The organism is Gilliamella sp. ESL0441 (genome assembly GCF_019469185.1).
GTDB lineage: Bacteria > Pseudomonadota > Gammaproteobacteria > Enterobacterales > Orbaceae > Gilliamella.
On the sequence record NZ_CP048264.1, the window covers coordinates 417654 to 443195 of the forward strand.

Consider the following 25542-nt stretch of genomic DNA (forward strand, 5'->3'; position numbering starts at 1 on the left):
TATGAGCAAAATATATTCAATAATTCCGAGGTATAAAGATGCAAGTTTCGGTAGAAACAACTCAAGGTTTAAGTCGACGTTTGTCAATCACGATTAAAGCTGATGAAATAAAAAAAGCTATTAATAAAGAACTCATTGATACTGCAAAAAAAGTACGTATTGATGGTTTCCGTAAAGGAAAAGTACCTTTAAAACTCGTTGAACAACGTTATGGGGCTTCTATTTTACAAGAAGCATTAAGTGATTTAATGCAAAAAAACTTTGTGGATGCGATTATTAAAGAGAAACTCAATCCAGCCGGAGCTCCAACATATACACCGACGCAGTATAAAGATGGTGAAGATTATACTTACACTGTTGAATTTGAAGTTTATCCTGAAATTGAAGTTAAAAATTTAGATAAAATTGAAGTTGAAAAACCTGTTGCAACAGTTGAAGATGCTGACGTTGAAACCATGATTGAAACTTTACGTAAACAACAAGGTACATGGAAAGCAACTGAGCAGGCAGCTGCAGAGCAACATCGTGTAACGTTAGATTTTATTGGTAAAGTTGATGGTGAAGAATTTGAAGGTGGCAAAGCTAACGACTTCGTTCTCGTTTTAGGTCAAGGGCGAATGATTCCTGGTTTTGAAGATGCGATTATTGGTCACAAAGAAGGTGATGAATTCGAAATCAATGTAACTTTCCCTGAAGACTATCACGCTGAAAATTTAAAAGGTAAAGCAGCTGTATTTGCGGCTACTTTGAAAAAAGTCGAAGAACTTGAACTTCCAGAATTAACGAGTGATGTGATCAAACGTTTTGGAATTGCTGATGGTACTGTTGAAAGTTTACGTAATGAAGTTCGTAAAAATATGACGCGTGAACTTAATGCGACAATTCGTAACAAAATTAAAACCCAAGTAATTGATGGTTTAGTGAAGAATAACGAAATTGACGTTCCTAATGCAATGGTTGATCGCGAGATTGATGTATTACGTCAACAAGCTTTATCGCGTTTTGGTGGTAATGTAAAACAGCCTATGGAACTACCAAAAGAATTATTTGAAGCTGAAGCAAAACGACGAGTAAGTATTGGATTGTTATTTGGTGAAATCATCGAAAGCAATAAATTAAAAGCAGACGATTCGCGCGTGCAATCATTAATTGATGAAATTGCGAGTGCTTATGAAGATCCAAAAGAAGTGATAGAGTATTATCGTCAAGATAAGAAAGCAATGGATAATATCCGTGCGGTTGCATTGGAAGATCAAGTTGTCGATCTTTTATTAGCAAGTGCAAAAGTAACGGATAAAAATTGTTCATTCTCTGAATTAATGAATCAGCAAGTAGCTTAGTCTATTTTACTGTATACATCTTAAAAAGATTATTTAAAAGCCCAAATAAGGATTATCTGTTTGGGCTATTTTGTTAGTAAGGAGATAAAAATGCCTTTAGAGCCATTTATGAGCGTAGTTCCAATGGTTGTTGAGCAGAGTTCTCGAGGTGAGAGAGCTTATGATATTTACTCGCGATTATTAAAAGAGCGAATTATATTTTTAACTGGTCAAGTTGAAGATAATATGGCTAATCTTATCATTGCTCAAATGTTATTTTTAGAAGCAGAAAATCCTGAAAAAGATATCCATTTATATATTAATTCTCCTGGTGGAGTGGTGACAGCGGGAATGGCTATTTATGATACCATGCAGTTCATAAAGCCGGATGTCAGTACAATTTGTTTAGGGCAAGCTTGTTCAATGGGCTCATTACTTTTAACAGCTGGTACAAAAGGTAAACGTTATTGTTTACCGAATGCCCGAGTAATGATTCACCAACCACTTGGTGGTTTTCAAGGTCAAGCTTCAGATATTCAAATCCATGCTCAAGAGATCTTACAAGTAAAAAGTCGTCTGAATAAAATTATGGCTATGCATACTGGGCAAGATATAAGTGTAATTGAAAAAGATACTGATCGGGATAATTTTATGTCTGCTGAAAAGGCAGTTGAATATGGTTTAGTTGATGCCATATATAGCAAACGATCTTAATAAAAGACTAGGTAGGTGGTTAAAGTGAACAAAACAGATTCCGAAAAATTACTTTATTGTACTTTTTGTGGTAAGAGCCAGCATGAAGTTCGTAAGCTCATTGCAGGACCATCATCTATTTATATCTGTAACGAATGTATTGGATTGTGTAATGATATTTTGAAAGAAGAGACTAAAAATTTTCTTTCACATGAAGAGTTTGTTAGTAAACCTTTACCTACTCCTCATGAGATTCGAGCACATCTTGATGAATATGTGATTGGACAAGACCGAGCTAAAAAAGTCTTATCCGTTGCGGTATATAATCATTATAAACGATTACGTAGCTATTCTAATCCAAGAAATGTTGAATTAGGTAAAAGTAATATTCTATTAATTGGTCCAACTGGTAGTGGTAAAACACTATTGGCTGAAACATTAGCTCGTTTTTTAGATGTACCCTTTGCCATGACTGATGCCACAACTTTAACGGAAGCAGGATATGTCGGTGAAGATGTTGAAAACATTATTCAGAAATTATTGCAGAATTGTGATTATGATGTTGAAAAGGCACAACGAGGCATAATTTATGTAGATGAAATCGATAAGATCTCACGTAAGTCTGATAACCCTTCAATTACACGTGACGTATCTGGAGAAGGTGTTCAACAAGCGTTATTGAAAATTATTGAGGGTACAATTGCATCAGTTCCACCAAAAGGTGGTCGTAAACACCCGCAACAAGAGTTTTTACAAGTTGATACTTCTAAAATACTCTTTATCTGTGGTGGAGCATTTAGTGGTCTGGACAAAGTAATTGAAAATCGTGTATCAACAAATACTGGTATCGGTTTTGGTGCAAATGTAAAAAGTATCAAAAATAAGGCAACAGAATCAGAGTTATTTGCTCAAATAGAGGCTGAAGACCTAGTTAAATTTGGCTTAATCCCAGAATTCATAGGTCGATTACCTGTAATAGGTACATTGTCTGAACTTGATAAAAAAGCATTAATTAGCATTTTAACTGAACCTAAAAATGCGTTAACTAAACAATTTCAGGCATTGTTTGATTTAGACGGTGTTGAACTTGAGTTTTCTAATGAAGCACTTGAATCTATTGCGGTAAAAGCAATGCAACGTAAAACAGGTGCTCGTGGTTTACGTTCAATAGTTGAAAATATTTTATTAGATACCATGTACGATTTACCATCTGAGAAGAATATTAAACAAGTCATAGTTGAAAAGGAAACAGTAGAAAAATCTCAATCACCTAAATTAGTGTATAAAGATAATACTGAGCTTCTGCTTAATTATAACAACTAGCTGCTATTAAAATGGCAGTTAGTAACATTTAGTGTAGTCTAATATCAAAATAAAATTATAAATAATTAAGATTGTCAGAATTATTAAGGAATAAAATATTATAAACAATAATAAAATAGGCTTGAATATCTCAAAACAATCCCAATATCTACCTAATAGGTTTGTACTACTAGAGAGAACAAAATGAAAACAAAACAAACTAAACAAATGATTATGCCTATTTTGCCATTACGTGATGTTGTTGTGTTCCCACATATGGTAATCCCTCTCTTTGTCGGACGAAATAAATCAATACGTTGCCTTGAAAGCGCAATGGAAATGGATAAACAAGTTTTTCTTGTCACCCAGAAAAATCCATCACAAGATGACCCTGATGTTGAAGATTTATATGAAATCGGCACTATTGCTAATATTTTGCAGTTACTGCAATTACCGGATGGTACTGTAAAAGTTTTAGTTGAGGGGGTAGAGCGTGCCAAAATATTAGATATTGTTGATCATAATGACGATGATTTTCTAATAGCAAATATAAAGCCACTCAAAGAGAAAAAAAGTGCACAAAATTTAAATGAAGCACTGGTACGAGTTGTATTATCAAATTTTGAAGAATATTCAAAACTTAACAAAAAGATTACTCAAGAAGTTGTTGATTCTATTCGCTTAATTAAAGAGCCATCACAACTTTCAGATTCGATAGCAGCCACTTTATTTTTAAAAGTTGAACAGAAACAACAAATTTTGGTTACAGCGGATCTCGAAAAACGCTTTGAATTGCTGATTGCAATGATGGAAGCTGAAATAGATCTGTTGCAAGTTGAAAAAAATATTCGTCAGCGCGTTAAACAACAAATGGAAAAAGCGCAAAAAGAATATTACTTAAATGAACAAATCAAAGCTATTCATAAAGAATTAGGTGATATTGATAATAAGCCTGATGAATATGACGAGCTAAAAACCAAAATTACTAAAGCAAAAATGCCAAAAGAGGCTACAGAAAAAGCATTAGCTGAACTGAACAAACTTAAGATGATGCCAGCAATGTCTGCTGAAGCGACAGTTGTTCGTGGTTATATTGATTGGATGATCCAAATTCCTTGGTTTAAACGTAGCAAGGTCAAAAAGGATATTGAAGCTGCCCAAAAAACGCTTGATAAAGATCATTATGGTCTTGAAAGAGTTAAAGACAGAATTTTAGAGTACCTAGCAGTTCAAGGGCGAGTAAATAAAGTAAAAGGTCCTATATTATGCTTAGTTGGTCCTCCAGGTGTGGGGAAAACTTCATTAGGTCAGTCAATTGCGAAGGCGACAGGACGTCATTATGTTCGTATGGCACTGGGTGGTGTTCGTGATGAAGCTGAAATTCGTGGACATAGACGTACTTATATTGGCTCTATGCCAGGAAAACTAATCCAACGTATGGTAAAAGTAGGGGTTAAAAATCCATTATTTTTGTTAGATGAAATTGATAAAATGGCATCAGATATGCGTGGGGATCCTGCATCGGCATTGCTAGAAGTCCTTGATCCAGAACAGAATAATGCATTTAGTGACCACTATTTGGAAGTTGATTACGATTTGTCTGATGTAATGTTTGTTGCAACAGCAAATTCAATGAACATACCTGCTCCATTGCTTGATAGAATGGAAGTTATTCGACTTTCTGGATATACAGAAGACGAAAAATTAAATATTGCTAAACAGCATTTAATTGCAAAACAGATGGAAAATAATGGTTTGAAAGCCAGAGAGATTAACATCGATGATTCTGCAATTATTAGCATTATTCGTTATTATACTCGTGAGGCTGGTGTTCGAAGCTTAGAGCGAGAAATTGCAAAAATTTGCCGTAAAGTTGTTAAACAATTGGCTTTAAATAGTAAATTGAAAAAAATCTCCGTAACTGAAAGTAATTTAGGTGATTTTTTAGGAATAAAACGCTTTGATTATGGAAAAACCGATAATGAAAATCGAGTTGGACAGGTTATAGGTTTAGCTTGGACAGAAGTCGGTGGTGATTTATTAACAATTGAATCAATTAGTGTACCCGGTAAAGGTAAACTTACCTATACAGGTTCACTAGGTGATGTTATGCAAGAGTCTATTCAAACAGCATTAACCGTAGTACGATCACGAGCAGAAAAATTGGGTATCAATAGCGATTTTTATGAAAAGCGGGATATTCATGTTCATGTTCCGGATGGAGCAACGCCAAAAGATGGGCCAAGTGCAGGTATCGCTATGTGTACTTCACTAATTTCAACATTGACTGGCAATCCAGTTCGTTCTGATGTAGCAATGACAGGTGAAATCACTTTACGCGGTGAAGTATTACCGATTGGTGGTTTGAAAGAAAAATTACTGGCAGCTCATCGAGGTGGTATTAAAACGGTACTTATTCCGATGGACAACATCAAAGATCTTGAAGAGATTCCTGAAAATGTCAAATCAGAAGTTGAAATCAGACCTGTAAAATGGATTGATGAAGTGATTACCATCGCACTTCAAAATAATCCATTTGGGATGGAACCTGTAACCAAAAAGGTGAATTTAAAACAACCTGCTAAAAAAGCAATTAAAAAAGTAAAGAGTAATGTTGAAGTTCCTACGCATTTAAATTAATTGCCCATTTTAAAAAAGATCAACATCTGGTTGATCTTTTTTTTTCGCTTAACATTCTGATAATAGCCTATTTTACTAATTATGCTATACTTGCAAGATTCAACGTTATTTTATGGAGAATCGTAAGAAATGATGGAAACAATCCGAGCAGCGGCAAATCATGTAGCTGTTAAAATTATTTTTGCAATAATCATCATCAGTTTTATATTCACAGGTGTTGGTTATTTTGGTTTTGGTGGTAATAGCGTACGAGATGAACAATTGTATGTTGCTAAAGTCGACGGAGAGGGGATAAGTCGAGCTCAATTCGAAGCAATAGCAAAACAACAAACATCCAGAGCGATGGGTGATAGTGCTTTCATTAACCAAATTCGTCAAGAAGTACTCTCAGGTCTAATTGATAATTATTTAGCCTATAAATTAGCAAAGGATCTAAATATCCATGTTAGCGATGCTAAAATTAAAGAAACGATAAGCAAAGAAAAAGTGTTTTTTGAAAACGGTAAATTTAATAATCAGAAATATTTGAATACACTTGCGGCAAATGGATATACACCCGATAGTTATGCTGAAAATTTAAGAACACTTTTACAACAACAACAATTAATGAATACGCTTGTTTATAGTGAATTTTCTTTACCCGTTGATTCTGAAGTATCGTTACTAGAAAATCAAACAAGAAAAGTTTATGTTTCTCCAATTAATTCTTCAATAATCAATATGGATGATGTAAAAATTTCAACCGAAGAAGAACAAAAGTATTATGATGAAAATAAAAATTTATTCTTCAAAAAAGAAAGAGTTAAATTTAAATATATTGTTAATGCTAAACAAGATTATTTAAATGAAGCTGAAATTACTGATGATTTAGTAAAACAAGAATATAATTCACATATTAAAGATTATACATTCCCAGCAAAAAAATCATTTAGTGTTATTTTTGTAACAAATCAAAATCAAGCTGAAGATATCATAAAAGATCTTTCTACGGGGGCAGAATTTGCAACGGTAATAAAAAATATTGATCAGAATAAAGATAATGAATCACCTTATGGCAAAAATGGTTCATTAGGTTGGTTTGCTGATGATGATTCTTTACCACAAGAGTTTAAGGATGCCAATTTACAAAAAGTTGGAGAGATATCTAAACCTATAGCGGTTAATGGTGGTTATTTAATCGTGAAATTAGATGATTTACAAGAAGCGAAAACCATGGATTTTGATTATGCAAAATTTGATATCAAATCAAAATTAATGAATGAACGAGTAAATCATGCTTTCGAAAACAAAGAAAACAAAATTATTTCAGCACTAAGTAATCAGCCGAACGATCTTGATGCTATTGCAAAAGAAGCCGGTCTGATAGTTAAAGAATCAGATTGGACTTATTATAATGATCCTAATTCTATTTTACGTTATCCTGAATTAAAAGATGTTGCTTTTGGAAACGAAATGATTGAAGAAGGTAAAGCGACAAATAAAGTTTCCGATATGATACCTGTTGGTCGAGACATGGGTATGTCTGATTTTGTTATACAAGTCATTGACTATAAACCTGAAGGTATTGCAACCTTTGATGAAGTAAAAGATGAAATTCACAGTAAACTTTATAATAATATTTTAGAAGAGCGTTTTAATTCAAAAGTAGATGGAATTGTTAAAGAATTAAATGAAAAAGGGAATTCGCCTAATATTCAGTTCACTCAAAATTATACGTTAAATAGAAACTCAACTGAACTTGATAAAAAAGTTGTTGATATGGTATTTAATCTCGTCCCTTCTGTAACGAACAAACGCGTATATGGCGTAGAATATATCAACAGTAAAAATGCTTATATTGCCGTATTAACGGATGTGATAAATTCACAAGAACAAACTGATATTTCATCAAGTTTATTACCGATGTTATTCCAAAATACTTATTTTTCATTAACAGACGATATTCGTTCTCAAGCTAAAATTGAGATTATGCCAAATTAAAATGTGTGACGTATCTCGAATAATTTGAGAAAAGGATGTTAACATTAAAAGCCACTTACGTGGCTTTTCTCATTTTTATGCTATATAAATTTTTTTTAGTTATGTTTCTGAGATAGTGATAACGCAAATTTGTTGCGTAACTATTTTAGAGGTTAATTAAATGAAGTTATTTTCACTATTATCAATTTTATTATCCACACTTGCTTTTTCAACAATGTCTTTGGCTGATTCTTCTACAGTAGAAACAACGAAACAAGAATCAGTTAAACAAGAACAAAAGCAAATTATTCAGGTAAATATAAACACGGCAACGGCAGAAGAATTAACGAAGATATTAACAGGAATAGGTAAAAGTAAAGCCATAAAAATTGTTGAATACCGTGAAAAATATGGTCCATTTGTTTCGATAGAACAACTTAAAGAAGTATCGGGTATAGGTCAAGCGACATTAGATAAAAATGCAGGAAAAATAACATTATAATCATGTATATTCCACCAATTTTGATTGGTGGAAATTTTTGAGTTAAGCTTCAACGGGATCTACATCGATATTCCATCTAACTCTTGAACTTTCATTCCAATTTAGAATAATAATGAGTAACTCATCCAATATTTGTTGAAGTAAGGTTCGATTATTATGCTGTAAAAGTAATTGCCATCGATGGTAGTCTGCTTTTTTGGCCTGATTTGCAGGCATCGGGCCAAGTTGCCATAAACCTGAATCACAGTTTACTTTTAGCCAATCATGAATTTTTTGTAAAAAAATGGGTGCATAACGATTATTACGATCCGCTGCACGGATCAGTACTTGATAGCTAAAAGGAGGTAACTGCGTTATTTGACGTTCTTGTAGCGTTACGCTTGCAAATTTCTGATATCCTTCATTTAATAAAATATTAAGAAGAGGATGATCTGGATGATAAGTCTGTAAAATAACTTCACCTGCTTTTTTTTCACGACCTGCACGACCAGAAACTTGAGTATAAATTTGAGCGAATCTTTCGGTCGCTCTAAAATCACTTGAAAATAAAGCGCCATCTACATCGATAATTCCGACCAAGGTAACATCAGGAAAATGATGCCCTTTTGCTAAAATTTGAGTACCAACCAAGATATGAGCACCACCTTGATGAATATCATTTAAATAATTATTCAACGCGTCTTTTTTACTGACTGTATCGCGGTCAATGCGACTAATTTTAATATTGGGGAATAAAACTTCGAGCTTTTTTTCCAGCTGTTCTGTCCCAAATCCAATTGGTACAAGATGAGTCGAGCCACATTTAGGGCATTGTTGAGGAACAGCTCGTGGTGTATCGCAATGGTGGCAACTTAATTTATGCTGTTTATGATGATATGTATAGGGTCTGTCACAACGAGGACATTCTGCAATCCAACCACAGTCATGACAAATCAATAATGGAGAAAAACCACGTCGGTTTAAAAAGAGCATGACTTGATTATTATTAGTTAAATGTTTCTGTATCTGCTCAATTAATGGCTTTGATAGCCCCGCTTCAAGCGTTAAGCCTCGAATATCTAAAATAGACTGTTTAGCCAACGTTGCATTACCCGCTCTTTCTGTAAGCTGTAGTAACTGATATTTGTGATAGAAAGCATTTTTGAGCGTTTCAAGGGAAGGCGTTGCAGAACCTAACAAAATTGGTACATTTTCAATTTTGGCTCGGATTATTGCCAAATCTCGGGCATGATAGCGCCAACCTTCTTGTTGTTTATAAGAGCTATCATGTTCCTCATCGATAATAATGATACCTAAATCTTTAAATGGTGTAAAAAGTGATGATCGGGTTCCAACGACAATGGCATTTTCACCATTTCGACTTCTTAACCATACGCTAAGTCTTTCTTTAGCAGATAATCCAGAGTGTAATATATCAATCGGTGCATTGAATCGTTGTTTAAATCGTGCAATTGTTTGTGGTGTCAGACTAATTTCAGGTACTAAAACCAGTGCCTGTTTACCTATTGATAATACAGAAGATAAAATATTTAAATAAACTTCGGTTTTACCTGAGCCAGTTACTCCCTCTAATAGAAATACGTTAAAACTATTTAACTGTTCATTGACGCTTTGTATGGCATTTGATTGCTGTGCATTGAGTTCAATTGACGTTGTATTTGTTGTATAGCAAGTTTGCCATTCATTACTTTCTGGTAAACAACGGACTTGTTCTATTAACTGTTTTTTCTGTAATGCAAGATAGACAGCTGAATTGAAGTCGGTTTCTTGTAGCGTATTATTTTTTAAGGCTAATAATAGTTGTTTTTGTTTGGTTGCACGAGGCATTGAGTCAATATTGAACTCATTACCAAGCTCAGTTAATTGCCATCTCTTAATTTCATCTTTACTTGCTGCTCGCCCTTGTCTTAATAAAATGGGTAAAGCATGGAATAACACCTCACCTATTGGGTAATGATAATAACTTGCAGCCCAATTTAATAATTGCCATATTGAATCATTAAATACGGGTGTTTCATCAACAATTGATTTTATGGATTTCAAATGATTAATATCAATATCGGTATGTTTATCGATACTAACAATAATACCAATAGCATCACGATACCCAAAAGGAACCTTGACCCGCATACCAATTTGAGCAGGCATAGTTAATTGATAATCATAAAGTTGGTGTAATGGTACAGGTAAAGCTACATGAGCGATAAGCATGAAAAATCACATCAATGGTTAAATTAAATTCGTATTGTACGTAAAATTGAATAAACTCGCAAAAGCTACGCCATGAAATCTAATTTTGATATATAAAGAATATTTATCAAAATTGAAAAGTGGTTTCAAGTTGTAAAATTTGTTATCTTGATCTTATCGGATTTTTTATGACTATAAAAGGAATAAAATATGTCAGAGATATTTTCACATATTAATCAGCGTGGTGATGCGCACATGGTTGATGTCTCAGCAAAAGAAATAACAACGCGAGAAGCAAAAGCAGAGTCAATAATTTTAATGAATGAAAAAACATTAAATATGATCCTTCAAGGAAAACATCATAAAGGTGATGTTTTTGCAACAGCCCGAATTGCCGGGATTCAAGCTGCAAAAAAGACTTGGGATCTCATTCCTTTATGTCATCCATTATTATTAACTAAAATTGAGATCAATATTCAAGCAGATATCGATAATAGTTGTATAAGAATTGAATCTTTTTGCCGATTAAATGGGCAAACCGGCGTTGAAATGGAAGCGTTAGTTGCTGCCTCGGTTGCCGCATTAACCATTTATGATATGTGTAAAGCTGTACAGAAAGATATGGTAATAACACAAGTAAGGTTGCTATCAAAAACCGGTGGAAAATCCGATGATTTTGTTGCAGAAACATAGAAATAGAAAATCATGAATAAAATTATTTTTTTTGCTCAAACCAGAGAGTTAGTTGGAACAGATACTATTGAAGTAAATGCCGAACAATGGTCTATTTCCGAACTTATTGAACAACTAAGTCAACGCGGGGATAAGTGGGCATTGGCTTTAAAAGAAAAAACAGTATTATGTGCAGTGAATCAAACATTCGCTGATGTTAACTATATTATTCAATCAGGCGATGAAATTGCATTTTTCCCGCCCGTAACGGGAGGATAAAATGGATCTAATTAAAATTGACGATGAATTGATTAATACTAATGAAATGATTAACTGGCTTTCTGAATTACCACAAGATGGCGCTGTAGTGACATTTATTGGTAAAGTTCGTAGTGCAGAAAAAAAGATCTCTGGACTTTATTTGGAGCATTATGCGGGAATGACAGAAAAGGTAATAAACAATATTGTTGTTCAAGCTAGACAACGTTGGCAATTGAGTCGAGTCGCTGTCATTCACCGAGTGGGTGAAATTAAGACCAATGAAAAAATTGTGTTCGTGGGCGTGAGTAGTGCACATCGCTCAGATGCATTTGCTGCGGCTGAGTTTATTATGGATATATTAAAAAATGAAGCGCCATTTTGGAAGAAAGAAAATACTATTAATGGTAATAATTGGGTTGAAGCAAAAAAATCTGATGTTGATGCATTGAAAAAATGGTATTAATTACTATTTACTATATAATAGTAGCGTTATTTCAATTAATTTTTAATGAGAGGTAAGGAATGGCAGGATATACTCCTAATGGTTCAATTATTGAACAGTCTGGTAGCCGTGTACAAACATATATGAGTCATGTCTATGGATGGATGACGGTCGGTTTGCTTTTAACGGCAATTATTGCGTGGTATGCATCGACAAATACACAGCTTCTAAATGTACTATATAACATGATGTGGGTTTTGTTGATTGCTGAACTCGGATTAGTGTTTGTTATTTCTGGTTTGATAAATCGTTTATCTGGTGCGGCAGCGACAACATTATTTATGCTGTATTCAGTTTTAAATGGTTGTACATTCTCTATTTATTTTAAAGTTTATACTTCATCTTCAATTGCAAGTGTATTTTTTATCACAGCTGGTATGTTCGGTGCACTTGCATTTTATGGCTATACGACAAAACGTGATTTATCCGGTTTTGGGCGTTTTCTATTTATGGGATTAATTGGTATAGTTATTGCTTCTATCGTTAACATATTTTTAAAAAGTGAACCATTGATGTGGGCAGTTACCTATATTGGTGTTTTTGTTTTTGCAGGGTTAACAGCGTATGATACTCAAAAATTAAAAGAGTTAGGTGAAAATATATCACAAGATGATCAAAACGAGTTTAGACGTTTTGTTATTTTAGGTGCATTAACACTTTATCTTGATTTCATCAATTTATTTATTATGTTATTAAGAATTTTTGCAGATCGTCGATAAATTCATTTAAAGAATAAGGGGCTCTTTAGAGCCCCTATTTTTTATTCCTGTGTTCTAACTTTCAATAAAAGGAATTTTTTAAGTATTAATTACTATATTATCTGATTGATATATGGTTTAAATATTTATTTATCAATTTGTTATGAAAAAATTATATACATTTATTTTAATCAATACGTTTATATCATCTTTAATTGCAATAAGATATTTTTTAGTTTCAGGAGTTTCGTTTTCTTGGTTAAGCGGTTTGTTTTCTCTTTTTGCTGTACTAGGGCATTTTTTCTCATTATACCTCTTAATTTTTCTGATACTTCTTACTTTACTTTGGCTAAAAAATTGTTTGTTTAATATTGTTGTAGCTTTGTTGTTAAGCTTTGGTCAGATATTGTTATTTTGTGATACCATTGTTTTCCAACAATATCGTTTTCATATCAATCAATCAGTTATTTCATTAGTATTTTCTGGACAAGTCGTAGACTTTTCGGCTATTACTTATCTTTTAATGTTTGCACTTGTAATGGTTGTTTTTTGTATAGAATTATTGATATTGCGTTTTTTAGATAAAAGAATGGCTATCGTCAATAATTCAGAGAAGAAAACTCGAATTGTTTTGTTCACTACATTAACTCTATTAGGATCCATTTTAATGAGTCATTTAGTACACATGGTGGCTTTTTATTATGCTTATTCTCCTATTATGGTCATTAAAGAGTATATTCCTCTTTATCGTCCTTTTACTTCAAAAAAAATTATGGGATTTTTTGATAAAGAAGGTGAACGTAAAGTAGTTAATCAAAACGTTAATTTTAATACTAATGCCAGTATTTTTTATCCTAAAAATGATTTAGTGATTAATCCCGAAAATAAACAAAATATGAATATCATGTTTATCGTACTTGATTCATGGCGATACGATACTTTCAATGAAGATAATTCACCTAATACATTTCGATTTGTAAAAGAAAACAATGGTGTTATTTTTGATCACCATTATTCAACTGGAAATGCTACTCGTACTGGAATATTTGGTTTATTTTATGGCATTCCTGGTACTTATTGGGATACTTTTTTACGTAACAGTATACCTTCTCTTTTTATTACAACTTTACAAAAACAAAATTATAATATTGGTATTTTTACATCGGCAAAAGTATCTTCTCCTGAGTTTGACCGAACGGCATTTGTCACTATTGAAAATTTGAGAATTAGCAGTAAAAATGGTTCTCCTTCAAATCGTGATAAGCAAATGACGGATGATTGGTTAACATGGTATAAAAATCGAGATGAATCTAAACCAACTTTCTCCTTTTTATTCTATGATGCTCCTCATGGTTATGATTTTCCTGATGACTTCGAAGTGAAATACAAACCAGTCGGTGATATAAATTATTTAACATTGAATAATAATACTGATCCACTTCCGATTCTTAATCGTTATAAACAAAGCGTATATTATGACGACTATTTAATGCAAAATATTTATGATGAACTTGAAAGATCAGGAACACTCAATAATACAATAATCATTATTACAGGCGATCATTCTCAAGAAATAAATGATAATAAACTTGGTTTTTGGGGACATAATGGTAATTATACCGATGCACAAACGAAAGTACCTTTTATCATTGTGGGAGCTAAAGATTTAAAAAACCTTCAGGTTAATAGTCAGCGATTGACTAGTCATGAAGATGTTGTACCTTCACTAATGAAACATTATTTACATGTTGAAAATGATATATCTGACTATTCAACAGGGTATGATTTATTTAGCCCAATCACAGATCGTAATTGGTTATTAATGTCAAATTATAGCTCTTATGCAGTGAGAACATTAGACAAAATTTACTTCGTTAATCGAATAGGTATTAGCCATTATATGGATTCTCATAATCATGAAATTGATGAGACACCAAATTATCAGTATATACATGATGCAATGAATAAGATGCGATATTTTTATCAGGAAGGTAAACAGTGATCAAAATGATGCCACCAATCGGTGGCATTTTCATTTAACGCACATCAGCACAATTCAAACAATATATATAGCGATTTTGTTTGTCTGTAAATTTATCCCATAAAGATATGTGTTGTTGGAGTTGTTTTACTTCTGGTAATTTTTCAAACAAGACTTCGGCAGTTGATTTTGGTAGCATAGCAATCATATCTGAATAAAACGCACTAAACCAATTCATTTCCGGTTCTTGCCAATCAATTCGATAGTCAGTCAGATTTGCTAATGTTGCAGCCATTTCAACGGCATCATCGAAATCACCTAACTTATCAACTAAACCAATTTTATTTGCTTCTGAGCCTAACCATACTTGACCTTGCCCAATTTTGTCTACTTGTTCGGGAGTCATATTTCGAGATTTTGCAACTAACGAGATAAAAGTATTATAACCATTATCAATATTCAGTTGAATAAGTTGATTCATTTCGTCTGGTAAGTCTTCAGCAAAATTATTACTTGCTAGTGGTGATGTTGATACTCCATCACTATAGACACCAATATGAGAAAGTGAATTTTCAAATGTAGGGATAATACCAAAAATACCGATAGATCCTGTTATAGTGTTTGGGCTAGCCACTATATAATCAGCCGCTGATGATATCCAATAACCACCTGAGGCAGCCATATTTCCCATTGAAACAACTACTGGTATTTGATAATCACGTAACGCTTCTAATTCACTGCGAATTGCTTCAGAAGCATCGACACTTCCACCTGGACTATTAACACGTAAAACAACGGCTTGAATATTCTCATTTGCCAAATTTTCTCGAATTGATTTAAGCTGATCAACAATATCTTGGCTTCCAGCTATGTTGTTACTGCTTTCACCATCAGAAATAGTACCATTGACAAAGACAACGGATATAAGAGGTTTATTACTATTTTTAACATCTAATTCATCATTTTCTTGTTTCAATTGATAATCATAGATGCTTATAGTATTTTTACTTTTTAATTCTTGTTCGAATTGATAATTCGATACGATAGAATCTATTAAACCATTGGATAATGCATATTGTCCCATATTACCATTAACGGCTTTTAGCTCAGATAACATTTTTTCTGGACTTGGTACGAGTTGAGTCGCTGCTTTTTTTCGTCCAGCAGAAATATCATCTAGATAATTATTCCACATTAGTACCAGCCATCGAGTCGCATTACTTCTTGCTTCTTCTGACATATCATCACGAATAAATGGCTCAATTGCCGATTTATAAGTACCGACTCGGAAAACATGAGTATTAATTTTTAACTTGTCGAGCAGTGTTTTATAATACAGATTATTAGCAGCAAGCCCATAAACATTTACCGAGCCTTGTGGCGTTAAATAAATTTTATTGGCATAACTTGCTAAGTAATATTGACTTTGATTGAAATTTGAACCAATAGCTAAAATAGATTTGTTATTGTTCTTGAATTTATTTAGATATTTACCTACATATTGAAGTGAACTTATATCAGCACCAACAAAATTATCTAACTTTAATACCATATTTTCAATGTTAGGATCGGTGGCGGCTTGATCAATTTTTTGAGTTAATACAAATAAACTGTTTTCACGCGATAAATTTATTCTTTTACCATAAATTTTATTTTGTAGTGCATAAATATTATCATTATAACTAGTTGTATCGACAATCGTTCCTTCCAGATCTAATACTAACGTACCATATTGTGGAAGGATATCTTTTTTATGTGCGTCTTTAAACAACGCTATACAGCTAAAAATTAAAAGAATAAAAAGTAAAAATATAATGTTAAGAAAGATTTCTCTAAATAAATTGATAGCTTTCCACACGGATTTAACGACAGATAAAACAGACATAATAAATGATCCTTTTATAGTAGTTTATCTAACTTCTTGGCTTCAATATTTCTTTTTTTGAAATATTTTTTATCTTCAAATCGTAAACAAGTTAATTTTCCTCCCCAGCAACAACCTGTATCTAATGCATAGATATTTTCTGGGGTACCCTTACCGTTTAAAGCTGCCCAGTGACCAAAAGCAATACTATATTCAGGCGAGATTTTACTTGGTATTAAAAACCATGGTTTTAGTTTTGCCGGCACTTGTTCAGGTAATCTTTTATAATAAAAATCCAATCGACCATCTTCATAACAAAAACGCATTCGAGTTAATGCATTTGCCGCAAAACGAAGGCGATCAAATCCTTGTAAGTTAGTTGACCATTCATCTGGAAAATTACCATACATTTTATCTAAAAAAAGAGGATATGAATCACTCGATAAGATGACGTTTAAATCATAAGCACACTTTTTTAATGTTTCCATATCCCATTGTGGGGTAATACCTGCATGAGTCATAATCAGCTTCAAAGAATCATCAATTTGAACCAATGGTTGCCTACGTAACCAATTCATTAATTCATCATAATCGTGTGCATTAATAACATCATCTAGATTATCTTTTTTCTTGGGAAGGGTAATACCTGCATAAATAGATAACAAATGAAGATCATGATTTCCTAATACTAACCGGATTTGTTGAGAATTATGTTTAACAAATCTCAACACTTCAAGTGAATTAGAACCTCTTGCGACAAGATCACCAGTAAGCCATAATGTATCAGATGATGAAAACTTAGCTTTTTCAAGCAAACGCATAAATTCATCATAACAACCGTGGATATCGCCGACAAGTAGGTTTGCCATGTTATTCTTTCCAAGAATTAGCCAGAATACAATACTGTTCAACAGTTAAATTTTCAGCACGTAAAGAGGGAGCAATATCTAATGCAACTAATTGCTCTACAGTGAACATATTACTTAAGCTATTACGAATGGTTTTACGTCTTTGATTAAAAGCTTCAGTTGTTATACGTGAAAGTACTTTAACATCGCTTACCTTGTAAGGTTTTTCTTGATAAGGGATTAATTTAACTACAGCCGAATCAACTTTAGGTGCAGGTTTAAAAGATGTTGGAGGCACTTCTAAAACAGGTATAATTTGGCAATAATATTGTGCCATCACACTTAATCTACCATAATCTTTGCTGTTTGGCGCAGCGACCAAACGAGTTACCACCTCTTTTTGCAACATAAAATGCATATCAACAATCTTATTTGCGTATTCAAAAAGATGAAACATTAAAGGCGTGGAAATATTATAAGGTAGATTACCAAATACTCTTAATGGCTTGCCTAACTCATCGGCAAGTTTATAAAAGTCAAATGTGAGTGCATCTTGCTCTATAATAGTGAGCTTATTATTTAAAAGAGGATTTTGTTTAAGTCTTTCAGCTAAATCACGGTCAATTTCGATAACAGTAAGATGATCAAGCTGTTCACTTACAGGTATCGTTAATGCGGCAAGCCCTGGCCCAATTTCAACCAAAGCCTGATCTTTTGTTGGTTGTATGGCAGAAACGATACTTTCAATAATATAGTCATCATGCAAAAAGTTTTGCCCGAATCTTTTTCGGGCGAAATGTCCTTGGTGAACTCGATTATTCATTCTTGCCTTCACCTGTAATTCTGATATATGCGTCACCTTTTAATTCTTGCATCCATATTTGTGCTTCTTCAGCAAATTTACGGTTAAATATTAGGCGATAAGCATGATCTTTTTTAGCTGCTTCGGTTTTATCTGCCATTCGAGTATCAATTAATTGAATTAAATGCCAACCGTAAGCCGATTTGATAGGCTGACTGATTTGACCTTTTTTAAGTTTGAGTAATCCATTTTTGAAACCAGGATCAAAACGATCCGGAACATTCCAACCAAGATTACCACCTTTATCGGCTGAACCTAAATCTTCGGAGTAAGTTTTAGCTGCTTTTTCAAATGTTGTTTCACCACTCTCAATGGCTTTTCGAATATCCATTAATTTTTGTTTAGCAACTTGGTCGGTAACTAATACATTTGTTTTAATCAATATATGGCGAGCATCAAACTCTTGAACGGTAATCTTTTTAGGTTTTTCAGTTTTGGTATCTTCTACTTTCAAAATGTGTAACCCAACACCAGAACGAATTGGACCAATTATACTTCCCTTAGGTGCGCGTATTAAACGTTCTTCAAAAATTGTTGGTAATGTATTAAGTTTTCGCCACCCCATATTTCCACCTTTCAAAGCGAGATCATCTTTTGAATAGGTAGTAGCAAGTTTGGCAAAATTTTCACCTTGTTTAGCTTGAGCTATGACATCTTTTGCTTTTTCAGTTGCTTGATCAACTTGTTCTTTAGATGCTTTTTCCGGAATAGATATCAAAATGTGACTCAATTTTACATCAATATTATTTGTCATTTGTTCATTAATATTTTTTGTAAAATTATCCACTTCTTTTTCAGAAATATTAATTCGCTGTCTGACTTCATTCATTCTGATTTGATCAATTAACATATCACTATGAATACGTTCACGATAACTCGCATAACTGATTCCCATACTAGACAATTTACTTCGTAATTCATTGAGACTCATACCGTTATCTCTGGCAATTTGGCTGATAGCATTAGTGACATCTTCATCACTAACCGTAATTTTAGCCACTGCTGCTTTTTGTAAGATTAGATTTTCAATAATCAAACGATCAATAATTTGTTGTCTAAGGGTTTTATCATCAGGAAGTTTTTGTGAATCAGTACTTGCTTTGATTGTCCTTAACATATCTTGAACATCACTTTCCAAAATGACATTGTTATTGACAACGGCAGCAACTTGTTCAAGAACTTTAGGCGCTGCACTTGCTGTCAATGGTGTCAGTAATCCAATACTGATACTTAAGTTTAACGCAATAATTAGTTTTAATAATTTCATATTTATTTAACTCATTTTTTCGCTATAGTTTAATTATTACAGTAATAAATTTGTTTTAAACAGTTTTATTACAATAGTTATTCAAATGCTGTTACATAAGGTAGTTTACCGAAACTTAACATTTTTGCTTTTGCATCAGTCTTGCGTTCAAAACCAAGTAACTCAAAGTAAATTGAAAATTTGTTTTCATATTTACTTTTATGACTAAGACTATCCCAATCATTTAATTGTCGACCATATTGAACAGTAACTCCCCAACAACAATCGCTATAGTGTAATCCTACAAAGCTATCCACCATTTGCCCTAACTTGATATCATGATAATATGAACCAACTGCTGTAATGGTATCTGACAACGGCCAAGTTGTCATAATACCAGCTTGAGAAATATCTTGTTTATAGCCATTATAGAATGAATTCTTATCTACAGTATCGATATAGTTATGATTAGCATAACGGTATGACATTTGAACTAATTTATTACTCGATGGGCGGTATTCTAAAATAGTATTGGCTAATGATACCGTTTCGAGTCGAGTATCATATTGGATACCGCCTCTAAAGATAACATCATCAGAAATTTGCCAAAAGTTATCTGCTGCCCAAGTTATACTCCCTGTATCGGAGTTTTTGTCTAATTCTGTATTATCCTCACTCGTTCGTGATTTTGTGAAATAAGTCGTTTGTCCAATTGAAAAATTGAATCTTTCAACTTTATCATTATCATAGAACCGCGTAGTGACGCCAGTACTAATTTTATTTGTTGAAGGAATTCGGTCTAAACCACTATAAGGTTGATCGCGAAATAATCCAATATAATCTGATTGTAGTAAAGTTGAATCGTAATTTAAAATATTCGATTGTTTTCGATAAGGTATATAAATATATTTTATACGAGGCTCTAGTGTCTGTGTATAGCCTTTAATTAATGTTGTATCCCGTTCAAAAATAATTTTACCATCAATGGATAATTTTGGTATAAATCGATTTACTGTTTTATCCAATTCTTCATATCGATAATCATTACGAGGCACGTCCTGATTATAGTGTGTTGCCATAAAGCCCACTTCAGTAGATAATGACGACCAAGGATTAGTTAAAGTATAGTTAAGTGTGGGTTCGATATGAGCTCGCCACGTTTTGGGATCTCGTTTTGATTTACTAACAAAGTGAGTAATTTGTGTGTGATTTTTAAATTTAAATGGTCCTAAATCATAATTATAATAAGTCATGTCTAACTGTGGTTCAGTTTGATAAAGATTATCTTTCGAATGCACTCGAAATGTTTGGAAGTTCAACTGACTTAATGTAATATCCCAATTCTCATTGTTAAAACCAACTTGATAAAGCTGCGATAAATAGCCTGCGGTAGAAGATATATAGTCAGAATCCAAATCAGACAAATAATTATTATCACTTACGCGAGTGGTATCAACTTTTAATCGCCAATTATAATTAATTAATTCATCGTTTTTCCAATAAAATAACCAACGATGTTGATTATTTCTGTAATGGTTTGAGTTGAATCCTTTCCGTCTGTCTTTATCATACTTGCTGTCACGTTGTAGCCAATCAAATGCTACTGTACCAAGACCAATTTCATTTAAATAACGAAATTCTGTTTTTAATTGAACGCCTCTTTTTTCTAAAATTCTTGGTTTAAAGGTTGCGTCATAATTAGGTGCTATATTCCAATAGATTGGTAAAGATAAATCAATGCCATTTTTGTTAGTAAAACTAATATTAGGCATTAATAGCCCTGATCGGCGTTTGTTACCAGTTGGCAACTGTATATAAGGCGAATATAAAACAGGAACTTTACCAATACGAAATACTGCATTCCATGCCTCAAGTAACTGTTCTTCATTATCATGAATAACGGTAGAGCCTTTAATGCTCCAAGTATTATCCTCAACTGGGCAAGATGTAAAACTACCATTTTTTAAAACTACATATCGATTTTGATCTAGTTTTGTTTTTTCTGCAGTACCACGCCCAAGACGATTCACCAGATGATATTCATTTGATGATATTTCAGTGTCATTGTTATCAATATTGATTGTTGCATAATCACCTTTCATTTCAATCAGATTATCTTGATAATCTATATTTCCATTCAATGTAATTATACGATTATTATTTTCTGAATTTATCGTAACTTTATCAGCTCTGACCGAGCGATTTCCCTGTTCAATTGACACATCACCTTGATAGATAGCGGTGTGTGGATAAATAGCTTCAAAATTGTTAGCTTCAGCATTGATAGGGATAAAGTTAATGTTTCCTTTTACCAAAGGTCGATTAAACTTTGGTACGTTGGATAGGCATTGTGAATTACTGCTATCAGTTTTAGGTAAACCGATAGCATAACTTACATTGCTATACAAAGAAAATGTCACAGTTAATGCAATAAGTGAAGGCGTTAATTTTTTCATCAATGATTAATAATAATTATGATTTTTATGATTAACACATTATAGCGATTATTTATAAAAGTGCGAATTAAAAATTAACGTTTGCTTCTACGTTTATATGTTTTACTCAACTGTTTTACCAGTGTTATACGTTTTTCGGGCGATGCAAATTGAAATTCATCCCACCACTTTGCCAATTCCAGTAATTCACCTTTTTCAATAGATGCTCGCATTTCTAAAAGATCATAAGCAGCACGGAACTTCGGATTTTCTAATAATGCGAATGCGCGTTTACCCTCACGTTTCTTTAATCGTAACTGTAATCGCCAAATGTCACCCATCACTGATGTAAAGCGCTTAGGTATAGCAATTACTCGGCATTGCTCACTGAGAATATCATTGATAGCTATTGAAAAAGCATCGTGAAATTGTAATCCACTTTCAATACATGTCACTTGAGTTTGCTCCATGAGTGGATACCAGAAAAAGGCAGCAAATAAAAAAGCCGGATTGATTCGTTTATTGTGATTAATACGGTAATCAGTATTTTTGAGCACTTTCTCAATAATTTTTTCCAGATAACTATTTTGATTAGTTGTCATTAATCGTTCAATAAGCGGGAATAGCTGTTCAAATAGATTATACTTTTTTAAAAGTAAATATGTTGCATAACCATTACCTGTTTGCAATAGTTTAAGCGATTCATCAAAAAGCCGAGCAGAAGGTATGTTTTTAAGAAGTGATGCTTGCTTTTTAATGGGATCAGCCGTCGCAGGATCAATTTCCATACCAAGTTTTGCTGCAAATCGCACAGTTCTTAACATTCTAACGGGATCTTCCCGATATCGAGTTTGTGGGTCACCAATTAATCGGATAATCCCGTTTTGCAAATCTTTTAAACCACCGCAATAATCACGTATTGTAAAGTCTTTTACATTGTAATAGAGCGCATTCATGGTAAAGTCTCGACGAATTGCATCTTGTTCTATCGTTCCGTATACATTATCCCGCAATAACATACCTGACTGTGAACGCTTAGATATATTATTTTGTTCCATTTGATTATCATGATCACCACGGAACGTTGCAACTTCAATAATTTCTTTTCCGAACATAATATGTGCAAGTCTAAAACGTCTTCCAACTAAACGACAATTGCGGAAAATTTTTTGTACTTGTTCTGGCGTTGCATTTGTTGCAATATCAAAGTCTTTAGGTTTTTTTCCTAAAAGAAGATCCCGAATACAACCGCCCACCAAATAAGCCTCATAACCTTGCTTGTTTAGACGATGAAGTACTTTAAGCGCATTCTCGCTTATATCTTTACGAGAGATATTATGCGCATTTCTTGGAATGGACACATAATGTGATTCTAAGTTTTTATCATTATGACCAAACATTTTGCGATAAAAGCGGGAAACTTGTTTAAAAATAGTGCACCTCAAAAAGTTTTGATTGAAAATCAGATATAACTTTAAAGTATAGCTTAATTAAATTTATCTTTCCATGTTTGCTATTGACAAGAACTATATATTTTTTACCTATATAATATTAAAAACTGATGTTACTATCTAATTATCTAAATCATTTTTTAAAGACAATTATCAAAAATAGCATTTATTTATATAGTACAATATAGTAATATCATTCCATCAAAACAGCATGTTATATTTCTTTTTAATCTATGTAATATCATGGAATTGATTATAATTTTTTAAACTTATACTTAAATTTTGTTGAGTTAATTGTAGGGAAACAATAATTTCCACCAAAAGACAAAACGTTAAAAACCACTTTCAAAAAATTTTTTACCGTTGATTCTAACACTGCAATTAAGTACCCAAAAACACTTGAGTATATACAATTAACGGATAACTTATCGGGGGCATTATGAATATTCGTGATTTAGAATATTTTGTTTCGTTAGCTGAATTTCGCCATTTTCGTAAAGCAGCTGATGCTTGTAATGTAAGTCAACCAACCTTAAGTGGACAAATCAGAAAATTAGAAGATGAACTTGGTGTAATGCTATTAGAGCGTACTAGTCGCAAAGTATTATTTACTCAAACTGGTATGATGTTAGTAGAACAAGCCAAAGAAATTCTAAGAAATATTCAAATTTTAAAAGAAATGGCGAGTCGGCAAGGTGAAGAGATGTCTGGGCCAATGCATATCGGCTTGATACCAACTATCGCACCTTACTTATTACCTCATGTTATTACAGTGTTGCATGAATCATTCCCACAATTAGAACTCTATTTACATGAAGCACAAACAGCGAGTATTGTAGCTCAACTTGAAAGTGGCAAACTTGATTGTGCAATAGTTGCTCAAGTGAAAGAAACAGCTCAATTTATTGAATTACCTTTATTTGATGAGCCGATGTTTTTAGCTGTTCCCACTATAAGTGAGTTAGCGAATCAAAAAACGATCAAATTGTCAGATTTGAAAGGACAAAAATTTTTAATGTTAGAAGATGGTCACTGTTTACGTGAACATGCAATGGGCTATTGTTTCCAAGTTGGTATTGATGAAGATAAACAATTCAAAGCTACCAGTCTTGAAACATTACGTAGCATGATTTCTGCTGGTCGTGGCATTACCTTATTCCCAGAGTTAGCAGCACCAAATGAGCGAACTCGTGATAATATTTGTTATATACCTTGTACTGATCCTGTACCTTCACGAAGTATTGAGCTAATTTATCGACCTGGTTCTCCATTACGTTCTCGTTATGAAACCATAGCTAAAACAATTCGCGATCATATGCCTAAAGTATTTGCCGAAAAAGAAAAATTACTTAACGTGATGAATTGATTTATAACGAATGAATTTATTAAAAAACATTAAAAATTGAAATGAAAAATAGCAAATCTGGTGGCGTTCGTGCAAAACAAAAAGAGAAAACTCGCCGTAGCTTAATCGATGCAGCATTCAACCAACTAAATGCAGAACAAGGTTTTGCAAGTTTAAGTTTACGTGAAGTTGCTCGTGAAGCAGGAATAGCAGCGACCTCTTTTTATCGCCATTTTCGAGATATGGATGAATTAGGTTTAGCGATGGTTGACGAAAGTGGATTGACACTTCGTCAATTGTTACGTCAAGCTCGAAAACGTATTGAAAAAGGGGGGAGTGTATTACGCACCTCTGTCACAACCTTCATTGAATTTATTGATAAAAATCCGAAAGTTTTTTTATTACTATTACGTGAAAAAGCAGGAACCTCATCAGCTTTTCGCTCCGCTATTGCTCGCGAAATACAACACTTTATTGTTGAACTGGTTGACTATCTCGATCATGCTAATAAAATGCCTCATTACTATAATGAAGCTCAGGCAGAAGCAATGGTCACCATTGCTTTTAATGCAGGTGCTGAAGCTATTGATTTTGACATCGTTCAACGTCAAGAACTTATCGAAGATCTGATATTTCAACTTCGTATGGTTTCGCGTGGTGCCTATTACCTTTATCATAAAGAACAAAGTAAACAAGAAAATCGCTAATTCAATCTTTTAATTTAATAAATACCTATAATTTTGTTATAAAAAAAACTGCGGTCTAAACCGCA

20 protein-coding genes are annotated in these 25542 nt (G+C 33.1%); 13 read left to right on the top strand and 7 right to left on the bottom strand.

What is annotated here, in order from left to right:
- The first annotated feature begins 38 nt into the window (after nt 1-38).
- The 6 genes from tig to GYM75_RS01975 all read left to right on the top strand — a co-directional run bounded on the left by tig (nt 39) and on the right by GYM75_RS01975 (nt 8415).
- Entirely contained in the window at nt 39-1340 is a 1302-nt protein-coding gene (tig, locus tag GYM75_RS01950) for a trigger factor (protein ID WP_220216505.1), read from the top strand.
- Nucleotides 1341-1430: 90 nt separating this feature from the next.
- Complete coding sequence (clpP, locus tag GYM75_RS01955; protein WP_294827491.1) at nt 1431-2033, top strand: ATP-dependent Clp endopeptidase proteolytic subunit ClpP; 603 nt, start codon at nt 1431-1433, stop codon at nt 2031-2033.
- Between the two features lie 15 nt (nt 2034-2048).
- Complete coding sequence (gene clpX, locus GYM75_RS01960; RefSeq protein ID WP_255556809.1) at nt 2049-3335, top strand: ATP-dependent protease ATP-binding subunit ClpX; 1287 nt, start codon at nt 2049-2051, stop codon at nt 3333-3335.
- A 183-nt stretch (nt 3336-3518) separates the two neighbouring features.
- Nucleotides 3519-5954 (top strand): endopeptidase La, encoded by a 2436-nt coding sequence (gene lon / locus GYM75_RS01965; protein WP_220216507.1) that lies wholly within the window; start codon nt 3519-3521, stop codon nt 5952-5954.
- Nucleotides 5955-6083: 129 nt separating this feature from the next.
- A complete protein-coding gene (locus tag GYM75_RS01970) occupies nt 6084-7934 on the top strand; it encodes a SurA N-terminal domain-containing protein (RefSeq protein WP_220216508.1) in 1851 nt (616 codons plus the stop codon).
- A gap of 160 nt (nt 7935-8094) precedes the next feature.
- Nucleotides 8095-8415: a helix-hairpin-helix domain-containing protein gene (locus GYM75_RS01975; protein WP_220216509.1), complete on the top strand. Its 321-nt coding sequence runs from the start codon at nt 8095-8097 to the stop codon at nt 8413-8415.
- Nucleotides 8416-8457: 42 nt separating this feature from the next.
- Here the strand turns inward: GYM75_RS01975 and priA are convergent, their stop codons facing one another.
- Complete coding sequence (priA, locus tag GYM75_RS01980) at nt 8458-10626, bottom strand: primosomal protein N' (protein ID WP_220216510.1); 2169 nt, start codon at nt 10624-10626, stop codon at nt 8458-8460.
- A gap of 189 nt (nt 10627-10815) precedes the next feature.
- On the opposite strand from priA, the gene moaC reads away from it, so the two are divergent.
- The 5 genes from moaC (at nt 10816) to GYM75_RS02005 (ending at nt 14740) form a co-directional block, all read left to right on the top strand.
- Nucleotides 10816-11298, top strand: coding sequence for a cyclic pyranopterin monophosphate synthase MoaC (gene moaC / locus GYM75_RS01985; protein WP_220216511.1), 483 nt, complete (start codon nt 10816-10818; stop codon nt 11296-11298).
- 12 nt (nt 11299-11310) lie between these two features.
- The gene (gene moaD / locus GYM75_RS01990; protein WP_220216512.1) at nt 11311-11556 is read left to right on the top strand and encodes a molybdopterin synthase sulfur carrier subunit; all 246 of its coding nucleotides are present in this window, start codon (nt 11311-11313) and stop codon (nt 11554-11556) included.
- Between the two features lies 1 nt (nt 11557).
- Nucleotides 11558-12001, top strand: coding sequence for a molybdopterin synthase catalytic subunit MoaE (moaE, locus tag GYM75_RS01995; RefSeq protein ID WP_220216513.1), 444 nt, complete (start codon nt 11558-11560; stop codon nt 11999-12001).
- A 59-nt stretch (nt 12002-12060) separates the two neighbouring features.
- Nucleotides 12061-12759, top strand: coding sequence for a Bax inhibitor-1/YccA family protein (locus GYM75_RS02000; RefSeq protein ID WP_220216514.1), 699 nt, complete (start codon nt 12061-12063; stop codon nt 12757-12759).
- Between the two features lie 142 nt (nt 12760-12901).
- The gene (locus tag GYM75_RS02005) at nt 12902-14740 is read left to right on the top strand and encodes a sulfatase-like hydrolase/transferase (RefSeq protein ID WP_220216515.1); all 1839 of its coding nucleotides are present in this window, start codon (nt 12902-12904) and stop codon (nt 14738-14740) included.
- Nucleotides 14741-14774: 34 nt separating this feature from the next.
- On the opposite strand, the gene sppA is transcribed toward GYM75_RS02005, so the two are convergent.
- The 6 genes from sppA to pcnB all read right to left on the bottom strand — a co-directional run bounded on the left by sppA (nt 14775) and on the right by pcnB (nt 23407).
- On the bottom strand, nt 14775-16604 hold the full coding sequence (sppA, locus tag GYM75_RS02010) for a signal peptide peptidase SppA (RefSeq protein ID WP_220216516.1): 1830 nt from the start codon (nt 16602-16604) through the stop codon (nt 14775-14777).
- Nucleotides 16605-16618: 14 nt separating this feature from the next.
- On the bottom strand, nt 16619-17452 hold the full coding sequence (gene apaH / locus GYM75_RS02015) for a bis(5'-nucleosyl)-tetraphosphatase (symmetrical) ApaH (protein ID WP_220216517.1): 834 nt from the start codon (nt 17450-17452) through the stop codon (nt 16619-16621).
- A gap of 1 nt (nt 17453) precedes the next feature.
- Nucleotides 17454-18254: a 16S rRNA (adenine(1518)-N(6)/adenine(1519)-N(6))-dimethyltransferase RsmA gene (rsmA, locus tag GYM75_RS02020; RefSeq protein ID WP_220216518.1), complete on the bottom strand. Its 801-nt coding sequence runs from the start codon at nt 18252-18254 to the stop codon at nt 17454-17456.
- Complete coding sequence (gene surA, locus GYM75_RS02025; protein ID WP_220216519.1) at nt 18247-19560, bottom strand: peptidylprolyl isomerase SurA; 1314 nt, start codon at nt 19558-19560, stop codon at nt 18247-18249. The genes rsmA and surA overlap by 8 nt, the downstream gene beginning before the upstream one ends.
- Before the next feature lie 77 nt (nt 19561-19637).
- On the bottom strand, nt 19638-21995 hold the full coding sequence (gene lptD / locus GYM75_RS02030; protein WP_220216520.1) for an LPS assembly protein LptD: 2358 nt from the start codon (nt 21993-21995) through the stop codon (nt 19638-19640).
- Between the two features lie 74 nt (nt 21996-22069).
- On the bottom strand, nt 22070-23407 hold the full coding sequence (pcnB, locus tag GYM75_RS02035) for a polynucleotide adenylyltransferase PcnB (protein ID WP_370632151.1): 1338 nt from the start codon (nt 23405-23407) through the stop codon (nt 22070-22072).
- 457 nt (nt 23408-23864) lie between these two features.
- Here pcnB and oxyR point away from each other — a divergent pair, with 457 nt between their 5' ends.
- The gene (gene oxyR / locus GYM75_RS02040; RefSeq protein ID WP_220216522.1) at nt 23865-24791 is read left to right on the top strand and encodes a DNA-binding transcriptional regulator OxyR; all 927 of its coding nucleotides are present in this window, start codon (nt 23865-23867) and stop codon (nt 24789-24791) included.
- A gap of 41 nt (nt 24792-24832) precedes the next feature.
- On the top strand, nt 24833-25477 hold the full coding sequence (fabR, locus tag GYM75_RS02045) for an HTH-type transcriptional repressor FabR (protein ID WP_220216523.1): 645 nt from the start codon (nt 24833-24835) through the stop codon (nt 25475-25477).
- The last annotated feature ends 65 nt before the right edge of the window (nt 25478-25542 follow it).

Excerpts from the sequence above, each read along its gene's own strand:
- tig (WP_220216505.1), top strand. The coding sequence starts at position 39 with ATGCAAGTTTCGGTAGAAACAACTCAAGGTTTAAGTCGACGTTTGTCA.
- clpP (WP_294827491.1), top strand. The coding sequence starts at position 1,431 with ATGCCTTTAGAGCCATTTATGAGCGTAGTTCCAATGGTTGTTGAGCAG.
- lon (WP_220216507.1), top strand. The coding sequence starts at position 3,519 with ATGAAAACAAAACAAACTAAACAAATGATTATGCCTATTTTGCCATTA.
- GYM75_RS01970 (WP_220216508.1), top strand. The coding sequence starts at position 6,084 with ATGATGGAAACAATCCGAGCAGCGGCAAATCATGTAGCTGTTAAAATT.
- GYM75_RS01975 (WP_220216509.1), top strand. The coding sequence starts at position 8,095 with ATGAAGTTATTTTCACTATTATCAATTTTATTATCCACACTTGCTTTT.
- priA (WP_220216510.1), bottom strand. The coding sequence starts at position 10,626 with ATGCTTATCGCTCATGTAGCTTTACCTGTACCATTACACCAACTTTAT.
- moaC (WP_220216511.1), top strand. The coding sequence starts at position 10,816 with ATGTCAGAGATATTTTCACATATTAATCAGCGTGGTGATGCGCACATG.
- moaD (WP_220216512.1), top strand. The coding sequence starts at position 11,311 with ATGAATAAAATTATTTTTTTTGCTCAAACCAGAGAGTTAGTTGGAACA.
- moaE (WP_220216513.1), top strand. The coding sequence starts at position 11,558 with ATGGATCTAATTAAAATTGACGATGAATTGATTAATACTAATGAAATG.
- GYM75_RS02000 (WP_220216514.1), top strand. The coding sequence starts at position 12,061 with ATGGCAGGATATACTCCTAATGGTTCAATTATTGAACAGTCTGGTAGC.
- GYM75_RS02005 (WP_220216515.1), top strand. The coding sequence starts at position 12,902 with ATGAAAAAATTATATACATTTATTTTAATCAATACGTTTATATCATCT.
- sppA (WP_220216516.1), bottom strand. The coding sequence starts at position 16,604 with ATGTCTGTTTTATCTGTCGTTAAATCCGTGTGGAAAGCTATCAATTTA.
- apaH (WP_220216517.1), bottom strand. The coding sequence starts at position 17,452 with ATGGCAAACCTACTTGTCGGCGATATCCACGGTTGTTATGATGAATTT.
- rsmA (WP_220216518.1), bottom strand. The coding sequence starts at position 18,254 with ATGAATAATCGAGTTCACCAAGGACATTTCGCCCGAAAAAGATTCGGG.
- surA (WP_220216519.1), bottom strand. The coding sequence starts at position 19,560 with ATGAAATTATTAAAACTAATTATTGCGTTAAACTTAAGTATCAGTATT.
- lptD (WP_220216520.1), bottom strand. The coding sequence starts at position 21,995 with ATGAAAAAATTAACGCCTTCACTTATTGCATTAACTGTGACATTTTCT.
- oxyR (WP_220216522.1), top strand. The coding sequence starts at position 23,865 with ATGAATATTCGTGATTTAGAATATTTTGTTTCGTTAGCTGAATTTCGC.
- fabR (WP_220216523.1), top strand. The coding sequence starts at position 24,833 with ATGAAAAATAGCAAATCTGGTGGCGTTCGTGCAAAACAAAAAGAGAAA.